Origin of the sequence: Brevundimonas guildfordensis, from assembly GCF_014836405.1 — a bacterium.
GTDB classification, from domain to species: Bacteria; Pseudomonadota; Alphaproteobacteria; order Caulobacterales; family Caulobacteraceae; genus Brevundimonas; species Brevundimonas guildfordensis.
The window spans coordinates 57,458-72,403 of sequence record NZ_JACSQU010000003.1 but is presented as its reverse complement, the minus strand read 5'-3'; the positions used below and the strand labels follow the sequence as shown (position 1 = coordinate 72,403).

The following is a 14,946-nucleotide window of genomic DNA, read 5'->3' as shown; positions in this document are numbered from 1 at the left end:
CTCGCGCCAGCGCTGCGCGTTGACGTCAGGCCTGATCAAACGTCAGGGGCGCGCCCCAGAACTGGGCGACCAGGTCCGACTGCGGGCCGGGCGTTCCTGTGGTCAGGAAGTCGCGCCGGGCCGAGGAACCCAGCTCGTATTCCGGGTGGCGCTCAAAGTAGCGCTCCAGCGAGTCGGCGACGGCGGCCGGCTGGCTGATGATCTGGACGCCGGCGGGCAGGGCCTGGGCGAACAGGTCGGCGACGATCTCATAGTGGGTGCAGCCCAGGACCGCCTTGTCCGGGTGACGGCCGATGCGGCGACGCAGGGCGTCGACGTGGTCGTCGATCACCACCTTCAACTCCTCTGACGGCGCGCCCAGTTCGATCAGACCGGCCAGGCCGGGGCAGGCCTCGGTAAAGACGGCCAGGTCGTCGCGGCGTTTGTCGATCTCGATCTCGTAGACGCGGCTCATCGCCGTGGCGGCGGTGCAGAAGACGCCGGTGATGTCGATCGCCTGCTTCTTCTCGCCTTCCATACGCCCGTTGCGCTCGGCTTCGTAGGACCAGGGCAGGCCGGTGGCCGCCTCGATGGTCGGGACGATGATGCCCAGCACATTGACCGGCCGGCCCAGCTTTTCGCGCATTCCCGGAATCCAGGTCTGCTGCAGCCGGCGCAGCGCAATCGCCGAGGCCGTGTTGCAGGCCAGCACGACGATGGAGGCGCCCGCCTCGAACAGGCGCTCGCAGCCGGCGCGGGTCAGCTCGACGATGTCTTCGCCGTTTCGCCCGCCATAGGGGGCGTGGGCCTGGTCGCCCAGATAGATGAAATCCCGCGTCGGAAAGCGGGTCGTGAGTTCGCGGTGGACCGTCAGGCCCCCCACGCCGGAGTCGAAAACGCCTATCGCCATGCAGCGGCCTTTAGCCTCGCGGGGTTTCGCCGTCCAATGGATACCATTACATCAGGCCGATGCGTCGCCCAGATCGTCTGGTCGCGGGCGCGCCACGACGTCAAAGGTTGGGAGAACCGCATGCACAGACGCCACCTTCTCATCGGGGGCGCGAGCCTCTTCGCCCTCGCGGGCTGCGCTTCGGCCGGCGCCATGGAGACCGCAATGACAGGCGTCGCCCCGACCGCCGATGAGGCCCGCATCGCCCGCGCCGTCCTGCCGACGACCGCGCCGCGCGCCGAGCTGCTTCAGGTGTGGACCGGCCCCTATGAAGGCGTGCCGCCGTGGGACAAGGTGACGGCGCCGAAGCTGCGCGAAGCCATCCTCGAAGGCATTGAGCTGCGCCGCGCCGAGATCAACGCCATCGCCGACAATCCCGAGCCGGCCTCCTTCGCCAACACCCTGGTCGCCATGCAGATGGCCGGCGAGCCGCAAGGCCGCGCCATGGCCGTCTTCGGCGTCATGACCTCCAACATCGGCTCCGCCGAGTATCAGGACCTGGCCCGCGAAGTGTCGCCGCTCCTGTCGGCCGCTAGCGACGAGACGACCTTCAACGAGCGCCTGTTCGCCCGCATCAAGTCGGTGGCCGACAACGCCGCCGCCATGGGGCTGACGGCTGAGCAGACCCGTCTGGCCGAGCGCAGCCGCGACAGCTTCATCCGCAACGGCGCCGCCCTGGACGCCGCCGGCAAGGCCGAGCTGGGCCGCATCAACACCGCCCTGTCGAACGCCTTCACCAGCTTCGGCCAGAAGGTGGTCGAGGACGAGAAGACCTGGACCCACATCCCGAACGAAGCCGGCGTCGCCGGCCTGCCGGCCTCCAACAAGGCCGCCGCAGCGGCCGCCGCACAGGCCCACGGCCTCAGCGGCTGGGCCATCAACAACACCCGCTCCAGCGTCGACCCCTTCCTGTCGTTCGCCGATGACCGCGCCCTGCGCGAGCAGGTCTGGAAGAAGTTCGTCAACCGCGGCGACAACGGCGACGCCAACGACACCAATGCGACGATCGCCCAGATCGTCGACCTGCGTCAGCAGCGCGCCAAGCTGCTGGGCTTCACCAACCATGCCGAGTGGCGCATGCAGGACACCATGGCCAAGACGCCTGCGGCGGCCATGGAGCTGATGGAGCGCGTCTGGGCGCCGGCCAAGGCCCGCGTCGCCGAGGAGGTCGCCGACATGAAGGCGATCGCCGGTCACGACATCGAGCCGTGGGACTACCTCTACTACGCAGAGAAGGTGCGTAAGGCGAAGTACGACCTCGATCAGAACGAGATGAAGCCCTACCTCGAGCTGAACAACGTCAAGCGCGGCGCCTTCTACATGGCCGAGCGCCTGTACGGCTTCACCTTCCACAAGATCACCGACGGCTCGGTGCCGGTCTTCCATCCGGACGTCGAGGTGTTCGAGGTCCGCAACAAGGCGGACGGCTCGCACGTCGGCCTGTTCTACTCCGACGACTTCGCCCGCTCGGGCAAGCGGTCGGGCGCCTGGGCCACGACCTACCGGTCGTACTCGACCTATGACGGCGTGAAGAACGTCCTGGCTTCGAACAACAACAACTTCATCAAGGCCGCCAGCGGCCCGCTGTTGATCTCGCTGGACGACGCCGAGACCCTGTTCCACGAGTTCGGCCACGCCCTGCACTCGCTGTCGTCGCAAGTGCGCTACCCGGCTCTGGCCGGCACGCCGCGCGACTATGTCGAATATCCGTCGCAGGTGCACGAGCACTGGGTGCTGTCGCGTCCGATCATCGACGGCTTCCTGAAGCACGTCGAAACCGGCCAGCCGATGCCCCAGGCCCTGGTCGAGAAGATCGAGGCCGCCGCCACCTTCAACCAGGGCTATACGACGGTGTCCTACCTGTCGTCGGCCCTGGTGGACATGGACCTGCACACCCAGGCGACGCCGCCGACCGACATCGACGCCTTCGAGCGCGACAGCCTGAACCGTCTGGGCATGCCCAAGGAGATCGTGATGCGGCACCGCCTGCCGCAGTTCAATCACCTGTTCACCTCGGACGCCTATTCGGCCGGCTACTACTCCTACCTGTGGTCGGAAGTGATGGACGCCGACACCTGGGCCTATTTCGAAGAGTCCGGCGACGTCTTCAACCCGGACATCGGCGCCCGCTACAAGGCCATCATCCTGGCCGAGGGCAACACCACGGACCGCGCCGAGGCCTATCGCCGCTTCCGCGGCCGCAATCCCGACGTGACGGCCCTTCTGAAGGTGCGCGGGTTCCCCACCTCTTAAGGGGCCTATCGGCCTTCGGCCTACTTGAGGCCCGTTAGACGCTGAACATGGAAAGGCTCGGAGGAGAAATCCGCCGGGCCTTTTCGTTGCCAGTTATGCTCCGTCATCCTCGGACTTGCCCCGAGCATGACGGAAGATGGAGGCCTCGACGGGGCCTGCGTCCATGCTAAGCCTTGGTCGCGTCACGGGTCGCGTCACGGGCCGCGTCGGGTCGAGAAGGCGCAAGCCTTCTGATCGCGGCCCCACTAGGAAGGAGAGCCCATGAGCGTCGTCGCCTCCTACGTCTACAAGGACGGCAAACGGGTGCGCGCGGCGCCGCTGACGGATCAGGGCCTGACCCTGGCGGCGGGCGAGTATCTCTGGATCGGCCTGCATGAGCCCACGGACGAGGAGTTCGACGTTCTGGTGCGGCGCTTTCACCTGCACCCCCTGGCGGTCGAGGACGCCCTGACGGCGCACCAGATCCCGAAGCTGGAAGTCTATGGCTCCGAGCTGTTCATCGTCGCCCGCACGGCCCAGGCCAAGGGCGACCGCATCCTGTACGGCGAGACGCACGTCTTCGTCGGACCCAACTACGTCATCACCATCCGCCACGGCTCGGCCCGCGCCCACACCCAGTTGCGCGCCCAGCTGGAGGCTTCGCCGCAACAGCTGAAACACGGGCCGGACTTCATCCTGCATGGGGTGCTGGACTTCATCGTCGACGGCTACATCCCCATCATCGACGCCATCGAGGACAAGGTGCTCGAGATGGAGCAGGTCGCGCTGGACAGCTTTCTGTCGCGCGCCGACATCACCCGTCTGTTCCAGCTGCGCCGCGAACTGGTGAAGTTCAGTCGGGTGCTGGGGCCGATGGAGGAAGTCAGCGTCAAGCTGCAGTCGCTGGATCTGCCCTGCATCGACCGCGAGGTGCGGCCCTATTTCCGCGACGTGGCCGACCATGTGCGGCGGGTGTCCAGCCGGGCGGCGGGCCTGCGCGACATCCTGGCCTCGGTGTTCGAGGTGTCCAACCTGCTGGAGCAGCAGCGTCAGGGCGTCATCACCCGCAAGCTGGCCGCCTGGGCCGCTATCCTGGCCACACCGACGGCGGTGGCGGGCATCTACGGCATGAATTTCGAGCACATGCCCGAGCTGCGCTGGACCTATGGCTATCCGGCGGTCCTAGGCTTGATCGTGGTGATCTGCATCGGCCTGTACGTGACCTTCAAGCGGACGCGGTGGCTGTGATCAGCCGCTGTTCCTGAGACCCGCCGCCACGCCGTTGATGGCCAGAAGGATGCCGTTGCGAACGCGCGGGTCGTCGTCGCCCGCCCGGCGGCGGCGGATCAGTTCGATCTGCACATGGTTCAGCGGCTCGACGTAAGGCATTCGCTGACGGATCAGCCGATCCAGCTCGGGCTGGCCGCCCAGCAGGGTCTGCTGTCCGGTAATCGACAGCACGGCCGTGACGGTGCGGTCCCATTCGGCGCGGATGGAAGCGTAGATCCGCTCGGCCAGCGCCGCGTCGGGGACCAGCCCGGCGTAGCGGCGGGCGATGGCCATGTCGGCCTTGGCCATCACCATCTCCATGTTCTGGACCACGGTGCGGAAGAAGGGCCAGGTCTCGGCCATGGCGCGCAGCTCGGCGGGGTCCTCGCCCTGCACCGCCGAGCCGAAGCCGAACCAGCCGGGCAGCATGACCCGCGATAGCGACCAGCTGAACACCCAGGGAATGGCGCGCAGGTCCTCGATGGCGGGCGAGGCGGTGCGGCTGGCCGGGCGCGAGCCGATCTTCAGGTCGGCGATCTCGGCGATGGGGGTGGCGGCGCGGAAATAGTCGACGAAGCCGGGCGTCTCATAAACGAGCGCGCGATAGGCCTTCATCGAGGCGGCCGACAGACGCGCCGCCGTCGCGCCGTAGCGGGCGCTGTAGTCCGCGTCCGATTGCGGCCCCAGCGAGGCCAGCAGGGTTCCGCAGGTCAGGGCGTCGAGGTTGCGTTGGGCCACCTCCGGCTCGCCGTATTTGTTGGCGATGACCTCGCCCTGTTCGGTGACGCGGATGCGGCCCGCCACCGTGCCGGCGGGCTGGCCCAGCACGGCGGAGAAGGCGGAACCGCCACCGCGCCCCACAGCGCCGCCCCGGCCGTGGAACAGCTGCAGCCGCACGCCGGCGGCGTGGGCGACGTCCAGCAGGCCGCGCGAGGCCTCGTGCAATTCCCAGCCCGAGGTCAGGTAGGAGCCGTCCTTGTTGCTGTCGGAATAGCCGATCATCACCTCCTGCACGCCGCGCGCCTCGGCCACGGCGCGGGCGGACGGCTCGGCCAGGACGCGCTCCAGCGTGGCGCGGGCGGCGCGCAGGTCGTCGATGGTCTCGAACAGGGGGGCGGCCTGGATGGGGCAGGCGGACGCGTCGGCCGGGTCGTAAAGGCCGACCTCTTTCAGCAGCAGATAGACCTCCAGCATGTCCGAGGCGGCGTCGGTCTTGGACACGATGTGGGTGCGGATCGCCTGCGGGCCGAACGTCGAAAGAGCCTCGGCGGCGGCCTGAAGGATGGCGCGCTCCTTCAGCGTCTCGGTCGCATAGTCGGCATAGGGCGAGAAGAGGGGGCGGGGGCCGGCCAGTTCGCGCGCCAGCACGGCCAGCCGATCGGCCTCGTCCAGGGCGGCGTAGTCGGGGCAGACACCCGCCACTTTGAGCAGGTCGGCGACCACGCGCTCATGCACGTCGGCGTTCTGACGCAGGTCCAGCGTCGCCATGTGGAAGCCGAACACGTCCGCCGCCGTGATCAGCCGCGCCAGCCGATCATCGGCGAAGACGGCGCCGTGGGTCCGCACCAGGCTGTCGTGCAGGGTGTTCAAATCGGCGCGGAAGGCGTCGGGTCCGTCGTAGGGCGGGGCTTCGAAGCGGGCAGGGCGCGGCGTCGGCTCTCCGGTCAGATTCGGATAGGCGGCGGACAGGCGGGCGTAGATCTGGCTGAGGGCTCGGCGATAGGGCTCGTCCGCGCGCTGGATGGAGGCGTCGCCCGACCCTTGCGCCAATGCGGCCAGTTCCGGGGTGACGCGGGTCAGGTCGATGGACAGGCTGAGCTCGGCGCCCAGGGCGTGCACCTCGTCCAGATAGAAGCCAAGCGCGGCGCGGGCCTGACTGCGGAAGGCGGCGCGCAGGGTGTCGGCGTCGACGTTCGGGTTGCCGTCGCGGTCGCCGCCGACCCAGGAGCCGATGCGCACGAAGGGCGTCAGGTCCGGCGCGTCCAGCAGCTTGCGCCACTCGGCCAGCTGGGCCGGGGCGACATGCAGGAAGATGCGCCGCAGCCAGTCGACCACGGTGTCGATTTCGTCCTGCACCACCAGGGCCGAGGCGCGGGTCAGCCGCGTGGTCCACAGGATGACGATCTGGCGGCGAAGCGCGTCCTTCAGGGTTATGGCGTCGCAGGCGACGCCGTCGCGGTCGCAGCCATCCAGCAGTTCGCCGACCGCCGCGGTGCGGTCCAACACGCTCTTCCGTCGCACCTCGGACGGGTGAGCGGTCAGCACCGGCGAGATCAACGCCTGGGCCAGGAGGTCGCGCACGGCGCCCTTGTCGACGCCTGCCTCGGCCAGACGCTTGAGCACGCCCTCGGGGGTGTCGGCCCGTTCGCCCGCCTCGGCCTGAGCCTGGGCGCGGCGCTTGCCCGCCCGGTCCTCGGCGACATTGGCCAGCAGCGAAAAGGCGGCGAATCCGTGCGTCAGGCCGATAGCCTGATCCAGCGACAGCTCGCCCAAGAGCCGCTCCAGTTTCGAAGCGCCGTCCGAGGCCGGGTCCCGGTGATAGGCGACCGAGGCCTGGCGCACGGCCTCGATGCGGTCGTAGAGCGCCTGTCCCCCCTCGTCCCGGATCACCTCCCCCAGAAGGGCGCCCAGAAGCCGGACCTCCGCGCGGAGACGATCATGGGGAAGTTCCGTAGTCTGGCTCATGGATTGTCTCTCAAGGGCGAGGCCGGAAGCCAAACCGTATCAGGGTGATCCCGGCGCGCTAGTCCATGAGGCAACGCGCAAACCCTTGAGGAGTCGCCTTTCGTCATGAGAACGGAGTCGACATCGCCTTGCTTTTCCGCCATAAGCCGCGACTTCCGGCGCAATTGAACCTGCGCCTCCACCCGCACGACCCCTGATCTTCTTCAGGACGAGGCGGGAGAGGGCCTCTGTCGACGTGATCGTTCGCAGAGGTCGCCCGCCCATGGGCGCTGCTCACGGAGGCCAAGGCCCAGGCGCATGAAAGGGTTTGAATGTTCGAGGCTCTGAACGAGCGGCTGACAGGCGTCTTCGACCGGATCACCGGCCGCGGCGCCCTGTCCGAAAAGGATGTCGAGGAGGCCCTGCGCGAGGTCCGCGTCGCCCTGCTCGAGGCCGACGTCGCCCTGCCGGTGGTCAAGGACTTCATCGCCCGCGCCAAGACGGCCGCGACCGGCGAAGACGTCATCCGCGCGGTCAAGCCCGCCGATCAGGTCATCAAGATCGTCTATGACGGCCTGGTCGACATGCTGGGCGGCGAAGAGCCGGTTCCGCTGAACACCAATGCGACCCCGCCCGCCGTCGTGCTGATGGCCGGTCTGCAGGGCTCGGGCAAGACGACGACCTCGGCCAAGCTGGCCCTGCGCCTGTCGAAGTTCGACAAGAAGAAGGTCATGATGGCCTCGCTGGACACGCGTCGTCCGGCGGCCATGGAGCAGCTGGCCACGCTCGGCCAGCAGATCGAGGTCGCGACCCTGCCCATCGTGGCGGGCGAGAGCGCGGTCCAGATCACCCGCCGTGCGCTTCAGTCGGCCAAGCTGCAGGGCTTCGACGTCCTGATCCTCGACACCGCCGGCCGCATCACCCTGGACGAAGGGCTGATGAACGAGGTGGCCGAGGTCGCCGAGATCGCCAAGCCGGTCGAGACCCTGCTGGTCGCCGACAGCCTGACCGGTCAGGACGCGGTGCGCACCGCCGCCGCCTTCCACGAGCGTCTGCCCCTGACGGGTCTGGTGCTGACCCGCGCCGACGGCGACGGGCGCGGCGGCGCCATGCTGTCGATGCGCGCCGTCACCGGCCTGCCGATCAAATATCTGGGCGCGGGCGAAAAGGTCGATGCGCTGGACGTCTTCGACGCCCGCCGCGTCGCTGGCCGCATCCTGGGTCAGGGGGACATCGTCGCCCTGGTCGAGAAGGCCGCGGGCGAGCTGGACCAGGCCAAGGCCGAGAAGATGGCCCGCAAGCTGGCCAAGGGCCAGTTCGATCTGGACGATCTGGCGGGTCAACTGAACCAGATGAAGAAGATGGGCGGTCTTCAGGGCATCATGGGCCTGCTGCCCGGCGTGGCCAAGCTGAAGAACCAGATGGCCGAGAACAACGTCTCGGACAAGATGATCGACCGCCAGCTGGCCGTCATCAACTCCATGACCATGGCCGAGCGCAAGAAGCCGGACCTGCTGAACGCCAGCCGCAAGAAGCGCGTGGCCAAGGGCGCCGGCGTAGAGGTCCAGGACATCAACCGCCTGCTGAAACAGCACCGCCAGATGGCCGACATGGTCAAGTCGCTGTCCAAGGGCGGCGGCAAGAACCTGCAGAAGATGGCCTCCATGATGGGCGGCCTGCCGGGCATGGGCGGCGGCGGTCCGGACATGAACCGTCTGAAGGCTCTGGGCGGCGGCAAGATGCCGGAACCCTCGGCCGATGAAATGAAAGCCATTCAGGACCGCTTGGCGGGTCTGGGCGGCGGACAACTTCCGGGGGGCCTTCCGGGTCTGCCGGGCTTCCCCAAAAAGAACTAACGCCTTTCTAGAAAGAGACTGAAAATGCTGAAGATTCGTCTGTCCCGCGGCGGCGCCAAGAAGCGCCCCTACTACCACATCGTCATCGCCGACTCGCACGCCCCGCGCGACGGCAAGTTCATCGAGCGCGTCGGCAGCTACAACCCGATGCTGCCCAAGGACAGCGCCACCCCGCGCATCGTCCTGAAGGCCGACCGCATCGCCGAGTGGCTCGCCAAGGGCGCCCAGCCGACCGACCGCGTCGCCCGCTTCATCAGCCAGAGCCAGGACGAAGCGCTGGCCGGCAAGGTCCAGTGGGCCCAGGGCAACAACCCGAAGAAGGCCGAGCCGGGCAAGAAGGCCCAGGAACGCGCCGCCGAGCGCGCCCAGCGCGAAGCCGACCGCCTGGAAGCCGAAGCCGCCGCCAAGGCCGAGGCCGCTGAGGCCGCCGCCGCCGCCGCCGCCGCTCCGGCCGCGGAAGAAGCTCCGGCTGAAGAGGCTCCTGCCGCTGAAGCCGCCGCTGAGGCGACCGAAGAGCAGGCCTAAGCCTTATCTCTTCATCCGGCCACGGCCGGTTGAAACGGGAAAGCAGCGTCCTTCCGGGGCGCTGCTTTTCTGCTATCTGGACCCATCGCATCGGCAAACGGAGCCCGGTCATGAGCAGCGAAGACAGACTGATCCTGGTGGGCCAGATCGGCGGCGCCTTCGGCGTGAAGGGCGAGGTGCGCATCAGCGCCTATACCGCCGAGCCCATGGCCCTGGTCGGCTATTCGCCGCTGCTGGGCCCCGACGGAAAACCGGCGCTGACCCTTATCTCGGCGCGGCCGGACAAGGCGGGCGTTGTGGCGCGGGTCAAGGAGATCGCGACCAAGGAAGAAGCCGACGCCCGGCGCGGCCAGAAGCTGTTCGTCACGCGCGACGCCTTGCCCCAGCCGGAAGAGGACGAGTTCTACCTGACCGACCTGATCGGCCTGGAAGGGCGCGATCCGGCCGACGTGGTGCTGGGCAAGGTGAAGTCGGTCCAGAACTTCGGGGCCGACGACATGCTGGAGATCGCCCCGGCCGAGGACGGTCCGACCTGGTACCTGCCCTTCACCCGTGAGGCGGCGCCGGAACTGCACATCAAAGAGGGCTGGCTGCGCATCGTCCGCCCGACCGAAGTCAGCGACCGCGACGAAGACTGACGCCGACACGGTTGCGGATCGCCCTGCGGCTCCCGACATGGACAGGGTCACACCAGCCGGAGCATTCCATGGCCGACCTGTCCGCCTTCCCCGTCACCCGTCAGTTTCCGCCGCAGCATCCTGACCGGTTGCAGCTCTATTCGCTGCCCACGCCCAACGGCGTGAAGGTCTCGATTCTTCTGCAGGAGCTGGGTCTGCCCTATGAGCCTCATCTGGTCGACATCAGCAAGGACGAGACCTGGACGCCGGAGTTCCTGTCGCTGAATCCCAACGGCAAGATCCCCGCCATCATCGATCCTGACGGCCCGGGCGGAAAGCCGCTGGTCCTGTTCGAATCCGGCGCCATCCTGGTCTATCTGGCTGAAAAGGCGGGGCGCTTCCTGCCGACCGATCCGGCGGCGCGCTATGAGACGCTGCAGTGGGTCTTCTTCCAGATGGCGGCCATCGGCCCGATGTTCGGCCAGCTCGGCTTCTTCCACCGGTTCGCGGGGCGCGAGTACGAGGACAAGCGGCCGCGCGATCGCTACGTCGCCGAATCCAAGCGCTTGCTGGGGGTGCTGGAGGGCAGGCTCGCGGGTCGCGACTGGATCATGGGCGCCGACTACACCATCGCCGACATCGCCATCCTGGGCTGGGTGCGCAACCTGATCGGCTTCTATGAGGCGGGCGATCTGGTCGGCTTTTCCGACTTCCCGCGCGTCGCCGCCTGGCTGGAGCGGGGTCTGGCGCGTCCGGCGGTGCAGCGCGGGCTGGAGATCCCGGCGCGGGCGTAAATGGAGGCGGGGGCGCGACGCCGCGCCCCCGCGCCGACTTAGACTTCTTCGGTCGGCGCGTCGCCGACGTGCTTCTTGATCGACTCGATGGCGCGCTTGGCGCCCGACTTGTCGGAATAACCCTCGGTCGAGAAGATGATCTCCGAATTGTATTTGAACCGGACGCGATACTCGCCTGCCTTGTCTTGGTAGACCTCGAACTTGTGCGCCATGATCGCCTCGCTTCGCAGGCCCCAGTCGGGCCAAGGTCAAGCTGACACAGTCGGTTCGGTCGTCAATGTCGCGCCGAACACGGGTGCGTGAGGGGGAGCCGAGACGCGGTCCGGCCGTTCCTGTCTCATGCCGTCCAGCGTCATCCGTCGCTTCAGCTATGACGAGGCCGCCCGTCGATTGCGGCTGACCTTCGTCTCGGGCGACGTCTACGACTACGACGATGTGCCGCCGGAGGTGGCCGAGGGCCTGGCTCAGGCGCCGTCGAAAGGGCGCTTCTTCGGGCCGCGCATCCGCGACCGCTTTCCCTGTCGCCGGGTGTTCAGCGCGCGCCGATCCAGCGACGCGCCGCCAGGGCGATGAAGCCGACCGCCAGGCCCCAGAAGGCCGAACCGACCCCGAACAGCGCCATGCCCGACGCCGTGGCGGCGAAGGTCAGCACGGCCGCCTCGCGATCTTCGGCCGCGCTCATCATGCCGCTCAGCGACCCCGTCAGCGGAGCGATCAGGGCCAGGCCGGTGAGGAGCGCCAGCGCCGCCGTCGGCATGGCGATGAACAGGCCGGCCAGGGGCGCGGCGAACAGGGCGACGCCGAGGTAGAACAGGCCGTAGAGCACCCCCACGGCCCAGCGCTGGGCCGGATCGGGATGGGCCTCGGGCCCGGCGCCGATGGCGGCGACGAGGGCGGCCAGGTTGACGCCGTGCGCGCCGAAGGGGGCGAGCAGGGCGCTAGCCAGGCCGGTCCAGAAGATCAGCTTGCCCGCCGGCGGCGCGTAGCCCGCGGCCCTCAGCACCACCAGCCCCGGCAGGTTCTGCGAGGCCAGGGTCACCAGATACAGCGGCAGGGCCAGGCTGACCGCCGCTTTCCAGTCGAAGGCGAGCTGAACCGGCAACAGGCTGCCGAACAGGCCGCTTCCCTGCGGCAGGCCCAGCTGGCCGCGCCAGGCCAGAACCGCGAAGGCGGCGGCCAGGACGGCCGGCAGGGCCCACGCGGGCGCCAGGCGGCGCATGATCAGGAACACCAGCAGCAGGCCGCCGGCCAGGGCCAGATCGCTCGGGAACACCAGGAACAGCTTGAGGCAGAAGGGCAGGAGCACACCCGCCAGCATGGCCGAGGCGACGGTCGCGGGGATGCGCTCGGCCAGCCGGCCCAGGGCCGGAACCAGACCCGTCAGCGTCATCATCACGCCGGCCAGGACGAAGGCGCCGACGGCGGTGCTCCACCCGAGGCTCAGCGTCGAAGCCGCCAGCAGGGCGGCGCCGGGCGTCGACCAGGCCAGGATGACTGGCGTCTTCAACCGCCAACTGAGCAAGGCGCCCGGCACGGCGATGCCCAGGCACAGGGCCGTCACCATGGAGACGATCTGTTCAGGCGAGGCGCCCATCGCCTGTCCGGCCTGCACCACCAGGGCGACCGTGCCGCCGAAACCAACGATCGTGGCCACGGCGGCGGCGGAGAAGCTGGCGGGCGGCGGCAGGCGTAAGGAACTCATGCGCCCAAGCTAGGCCGGGCGGCGCATCATCGGAAGAGGGGCAAAGAAAAGGGCCGTCGGCGAACCGACGGCCCTGATTTCCGCAGAGGCGAGGCTGGCTCAGCCCTCCATGTCGTCCGGCAGGCCGACGGCGTGGAACCCGGCGTCGACGTGGACGACTTCGCCCGTGGTCGAGCGGCCCAGGTCCGAGCACAGCCACAGGGCGGCGCCGGCGACGCCTTCCATGGAGGTCTCTTCCTTGATCAGCGAGAACTGCGCCGACTTGGAGTGCAGGCCGCGCCCGCCGGCGATGCCCGCCAGCGACAGGGTGCGCATGGCGCCCGCCGAGATGGCGTTGACGCGAATGCCCTTCGGCCCCAGGTCGCGCGCGATGTAGCGGGTCGCGGCCTCCAGGGCGGCCTTGGCCACGCCCATGGTGTTGTAGTTGGGGATGACCCGCTCCGACCCGAGGTAGGTCAGGGTGATCATCGAGCCGCCGTTGGGCATCAGCTTGGCCGAGCGGCGCGCCACGTCGACGAAGCTGAAGGCCGAGATGTTCATGGCCAGCAGGAAGCTGTCGCGCGTGGTGTTGTCGACGAACGAGCCCTTCAGCTCGTCCTTGTTGGCGAAGGCGATGGCGTGGACGACGAAGTCGATCGTGCCGAACTCCTTCTCCAGCTCTTCGAAGGCCTTGTCCATGGAGGCGTCGTCGGTGACGTCGGCCTGGATCAGCAGCTTGGCGCCGACGCTTTCGGCCAGGGGGCGCACGCGGCGCTCAAGACCTTCGCCGAGGTAGGTGAAGGCCAGCTCGGCGCCCTGGGCGGCCAGCTGCGAGGCGATGCCCCAGGCGATGGAGTTGGAGTTGGCCACCCCCATGATCAGGCCCTTCTTGCCCTTCATGAGGTCGCCGGTGGGCATGTCCCAGCCTTCGCTCGTCGCCATGGTTCGTCTCCGTCAAATCAGATCGTTGACGCGCCTTTTGGACGCCCGCGCGGCGGGTGACAAGGTGCGGCCGCGCTGGCGTTTCGTGATCCGGGCCTTAAGTTGAAGCCATGAGCTTCGAGGCAGACAGTTCGAATGCGCAGCCCCAAGGCGGGCCGGTCTTCTTCGACCGCCGCGAACTGGATCAGATGCTGCGGGTCTACGGACGGATGGTGGCTGCGGGCGAATGGCGCGACTACGCCATGGCGGGCCAGAAAGACCACGCCGAATTCGCCGTCTTTCGCCGTCACGGCGATGCGCCGGTCTACCGCATCGAGAAGCGTCCGGCCCTGCGTTTGAAGCAGGGAGAGTGGGCGGTGATCGGCGAGGGCGGCCATGTGCTGAAGCGCGGCCGGGACCTGGCGCAGGTGCTGCGGGTCTTCGACAGTCGGAAGTTCACGGTGGTGGAGTAAGGGCGCCAAAGAAAAGGCCCCGACATCGCTGCCGGGGCCCGTTCCTTATTTGCCTATCGCCCTTCGGGCGGCTTGAGGCCGTTGGCGCTCAAGTCGGCCGTGACCGCGTCACGGCCATAGCGCACTCAAAAAGCCCCTATTCCCGGCTGCCGCCCATGAAGGCCAGCAGGAACTGGAACAGGTTGATGAAGTTGATGAAGAGGCTCAGGGCGCCGAAGCCCGTGGCCACGCCCATGGCGTTCTTGTCGCCGCCCAGGGCGTAGTAGGTCATCTTCAGGCGCTGGGTGTCATAGGCGATCAGGCCCGAGAAGATCAGCACGCCCAGACCCGAGATCACCAGGCCGAACATGCCCGACTTCACCAGGAAGGCGTTGACCAGCATGGCCAGGATCAGGCCGATCAGGGCCATGATCAGGAAGGTGCCCATGCCGCTGAGGTCCTTCTTGGTCGTGTAGCCGACCAGGCTCAGACCGCCGAAGGCCGCCGCCGTGACGAAGAAGGTCGAGGCCAGCGAACCGCCCGTATAGCGCAGGAACAGCACGCCCAGACCGGCGCCGATGGTGGCGACCACGGCCCAGTAGAGCATGTTCACGCCCTTGGCCGTCGGGTTCTTCATGAAGAACATGGAGCCGAACAGCATGACCAGCGGCGAGAACTGGATGATCATGCCCAGCATGGTCAGGCCGATGCGGCCGTCCGGCATGCGGGCGAACAGCAGCTGCTGCACGGCCGGGACGTTGCCGGTGACGTAGGCCAGGACGCCGGCGACGACCAGACCGATCGCCAGCTTGTTGTAGACGCCCAGCATGAAGGCGCGCAGGCCGGCGTCGACGGACATGTCCGCCGACTGCGGAAGCGGGCGCGCATAGCCGTTGTTGAAATCGCTCATCGCGAAAGAAGTCTCCCATTCGGCCGGGATGGTCCCGACCTTTGGCTCAAATATCGGCACGCCGGGGCGTCCATGCAAGAAAAAGCGGGCTTCCGGC

At 68.1% G+C, this 14,946-nt stretch carries 14 protein-coding genes; 8 read left to right on the top strand and 6 right to left on the bottom strand.

Annotated features, from left to right (window positions below; translation table 11 throughout):
* Positions 1–25: 25 nt before the first annotated feature.
* Positions 26–889: a glutamate racemase gene (locus tag H9656_RS11875; RefSeq protein ID WP_191744479.1), complete on the bottom strand. Its 864-nt coding sequence runs from the start codon at positions 887–889 to the stop codon at positions 26–28.
* A gap of 204 nt (positions 890–1,093) precedes the next feature.
* Here H9656_RS11875 and H9656_RS11870 point away from each other — a divergent pair, with 204 nt between their 5' ends.
* Both H9656_RS11870 and H9656_RS11865 read left to right on the top strand, forming a co-directional pair.
* Positions 1,094–3,181: a M3 family metallopeptidase gene (locus tag H9656_RS11870; protein ID WP_225212503.1), complete on the top strand. Its 2,088-nt coding sequence runs from the start codon at positions 1,094–1,096 to the stop codon at positions 3,179–3,181.
* Positions 3,182–3,442: 261 nt separating this feature from the next.
* A complete protein-coding gene (locus H9656_RS11865; RefSeq protein ID WP_191744477.1) occupies positions 3,443–4,408 on the top strand; it encodes a magnesium and cobalt transport protein CorA in 966 nt (321 codons plus the stop codon).
* On the opposite strand, the gene ppc is transcribed toward H9656_RS11865, so the two are convergent.
* On the bottom strand, positions 4,409–7,114 hold the full coding sequence (gene ppc / locus H9656_RS11860) for a phosphoenolpyruvate carboxylase (RefSeq protein ID WP_191744476.1): 2,706 nt from the start codon (positions 7,112–7,114) through the stop codon (positions 4,409–4,411). It abuts the gene before it with no gap.
* Positions 7,115–7,425: 311 nt separating this feature from the next.
* On the opposite strand from ppc, the gene ffh reads away from it, so the two are divergent.
* From ffh to H9656_RS11840, 4 genes are all read left to right on the top strand, one after another.
* Positions 7,426–8,949: a signal recognition particle protein gene (ffh, locus tag H9656_RS11855; RefSeq protein WP_191744475.1), complete on the top strand. Its 1,524-nt coding sequence runs from the start codon at positions 7,426–7,428 to the stop codon at positions 8,947–8,949.
* Between the two features lie 24 nt (positions 8,950–8,973).
* The gene (gene rpsP / locus H9656_RS11850) at positions 8,974–9,474 is read left to right on the top strand and encodes a 30S ribosomal protein S16 (RefSeq protein ID WP_191744474.1); all 501 of its coding nucleotides are present in this window, start codon (positions 8,974–8,976) and stop codon (positions 9,472–9,474) included.
* 110 nt (positions 9,475–9,584) lie between these two features.
* Positions 9,585–10,112, top strand: coding sequence for a ribosome maturation factor RimM (rimM, locus tag H9656_RS11845; protein ID WP_191744473.1), 528 nt, complete (start codon positions 9,585–9,587; stop codon positions 10,110–10,112).
* A gap of 68 nt (positions 10,113–10,180) precedes the next feature.
* On the top strand, positions 10,181–10,885 hold the full coding sequence (locus H9656_RS11840) for a glutathione S-transferase N-terminal domain-containing protein (protein ID WP_191744472.1): 705 nt from the start codon (positions 10,181–10,183) through the stop codon (positions 10,883–10,885).
* A gap of 38 nt (positions 10,886–10,923) precedes the next feature.
* Here the strand turns inward: H9656_RS11840 and H9656_RS11835 are convergent, their stop codons facing one another.
* The gene (locus tag H9656_RS11835) at positions 10,924–11,097 is read right to left on the bottom strand and encodes a YegP family protein (RefSeq protein ID WP_191744471.1); all 174 of its coding nucleotides are present in this window, start codon (positions 11,095–11,097) and stop codon (positions 10,924–10,926) included.
* Positions 11,098–11,224: 127 nt separating this feature from the next.
* Between H9656_RS11835 and H9656_RS11830 the strand changes: the two genes are divergently transcribed.
* Positions 11,225–11,458: a KTSC domain-containing protein gene (locus H9656_RS11830; protein ID WP_191744470.1), complete on the top strand. Its 234-nt coding sequence runs from the start codon at positions 11,225–11,227 to the stop codon at positions 11,456–11,458.
* Here H9656_RS11830 and H9656_RS11825 read toward each other — a convergent pair.
* Entirely contained in the window at positions 11,418–12,587 is a 1,170-nt protein-coding gene (locus H9656_RS11825; RefSeq protein ID WP_191744469.1) for a benzoate/H(+) symporter BenE family transporter, read from the bottom strand. The two genes, H9656_RS11830 and H9656_RS11825, sit on opposite strands and share 41 nt — an antisense overlap.
* A 99-nt stretch (positions 12,588–12,686) precedes the next feature.
* A complete protein-coding gene (locus H9656_RS11820; protein WP_191744821.1) occupies positions 12,687–13,484 on the bottom strand; it encodes an enoyl-ACP reductase FabI in 798 nt (265 codons plus the stop codon).
* 134 nt (positions 13,485–13,618) lie between these two features.
* On the opposite strand from H9656_RS11820, the gene H9656_RS11815 reads away from it, so the two are divergent.
* Positions 13,619–13,960: a DUF2794 domain-containing protein gene (locus H9656_RS11815; protein ID WP_191744468.1), complete on the top strand. Its 342-nt coding sequence runs from the start codon at positions 13,619–13,621 to the stop codon at positions 13,958–13,960.
* A 136-nt stretch (positions 13,961–14,096) separates the two neighbouring features.
* Here the strand turns inward: H9656_RS11815 and H9656_RS11810 are convergent, their stop codons facing one another.
* A complete protein-coding gene (locus H9656_RS11810) occupies positions 14,097–14,849 on the bottom strand; it encodes a Bax inhibitor-1/YccA family protein (RefSeq protein WP_191744467.1) in 753 nt (250 codons plus the stop codon).
* Positions 14,850–14,946 lie beyond the last annotated feature (97 nt).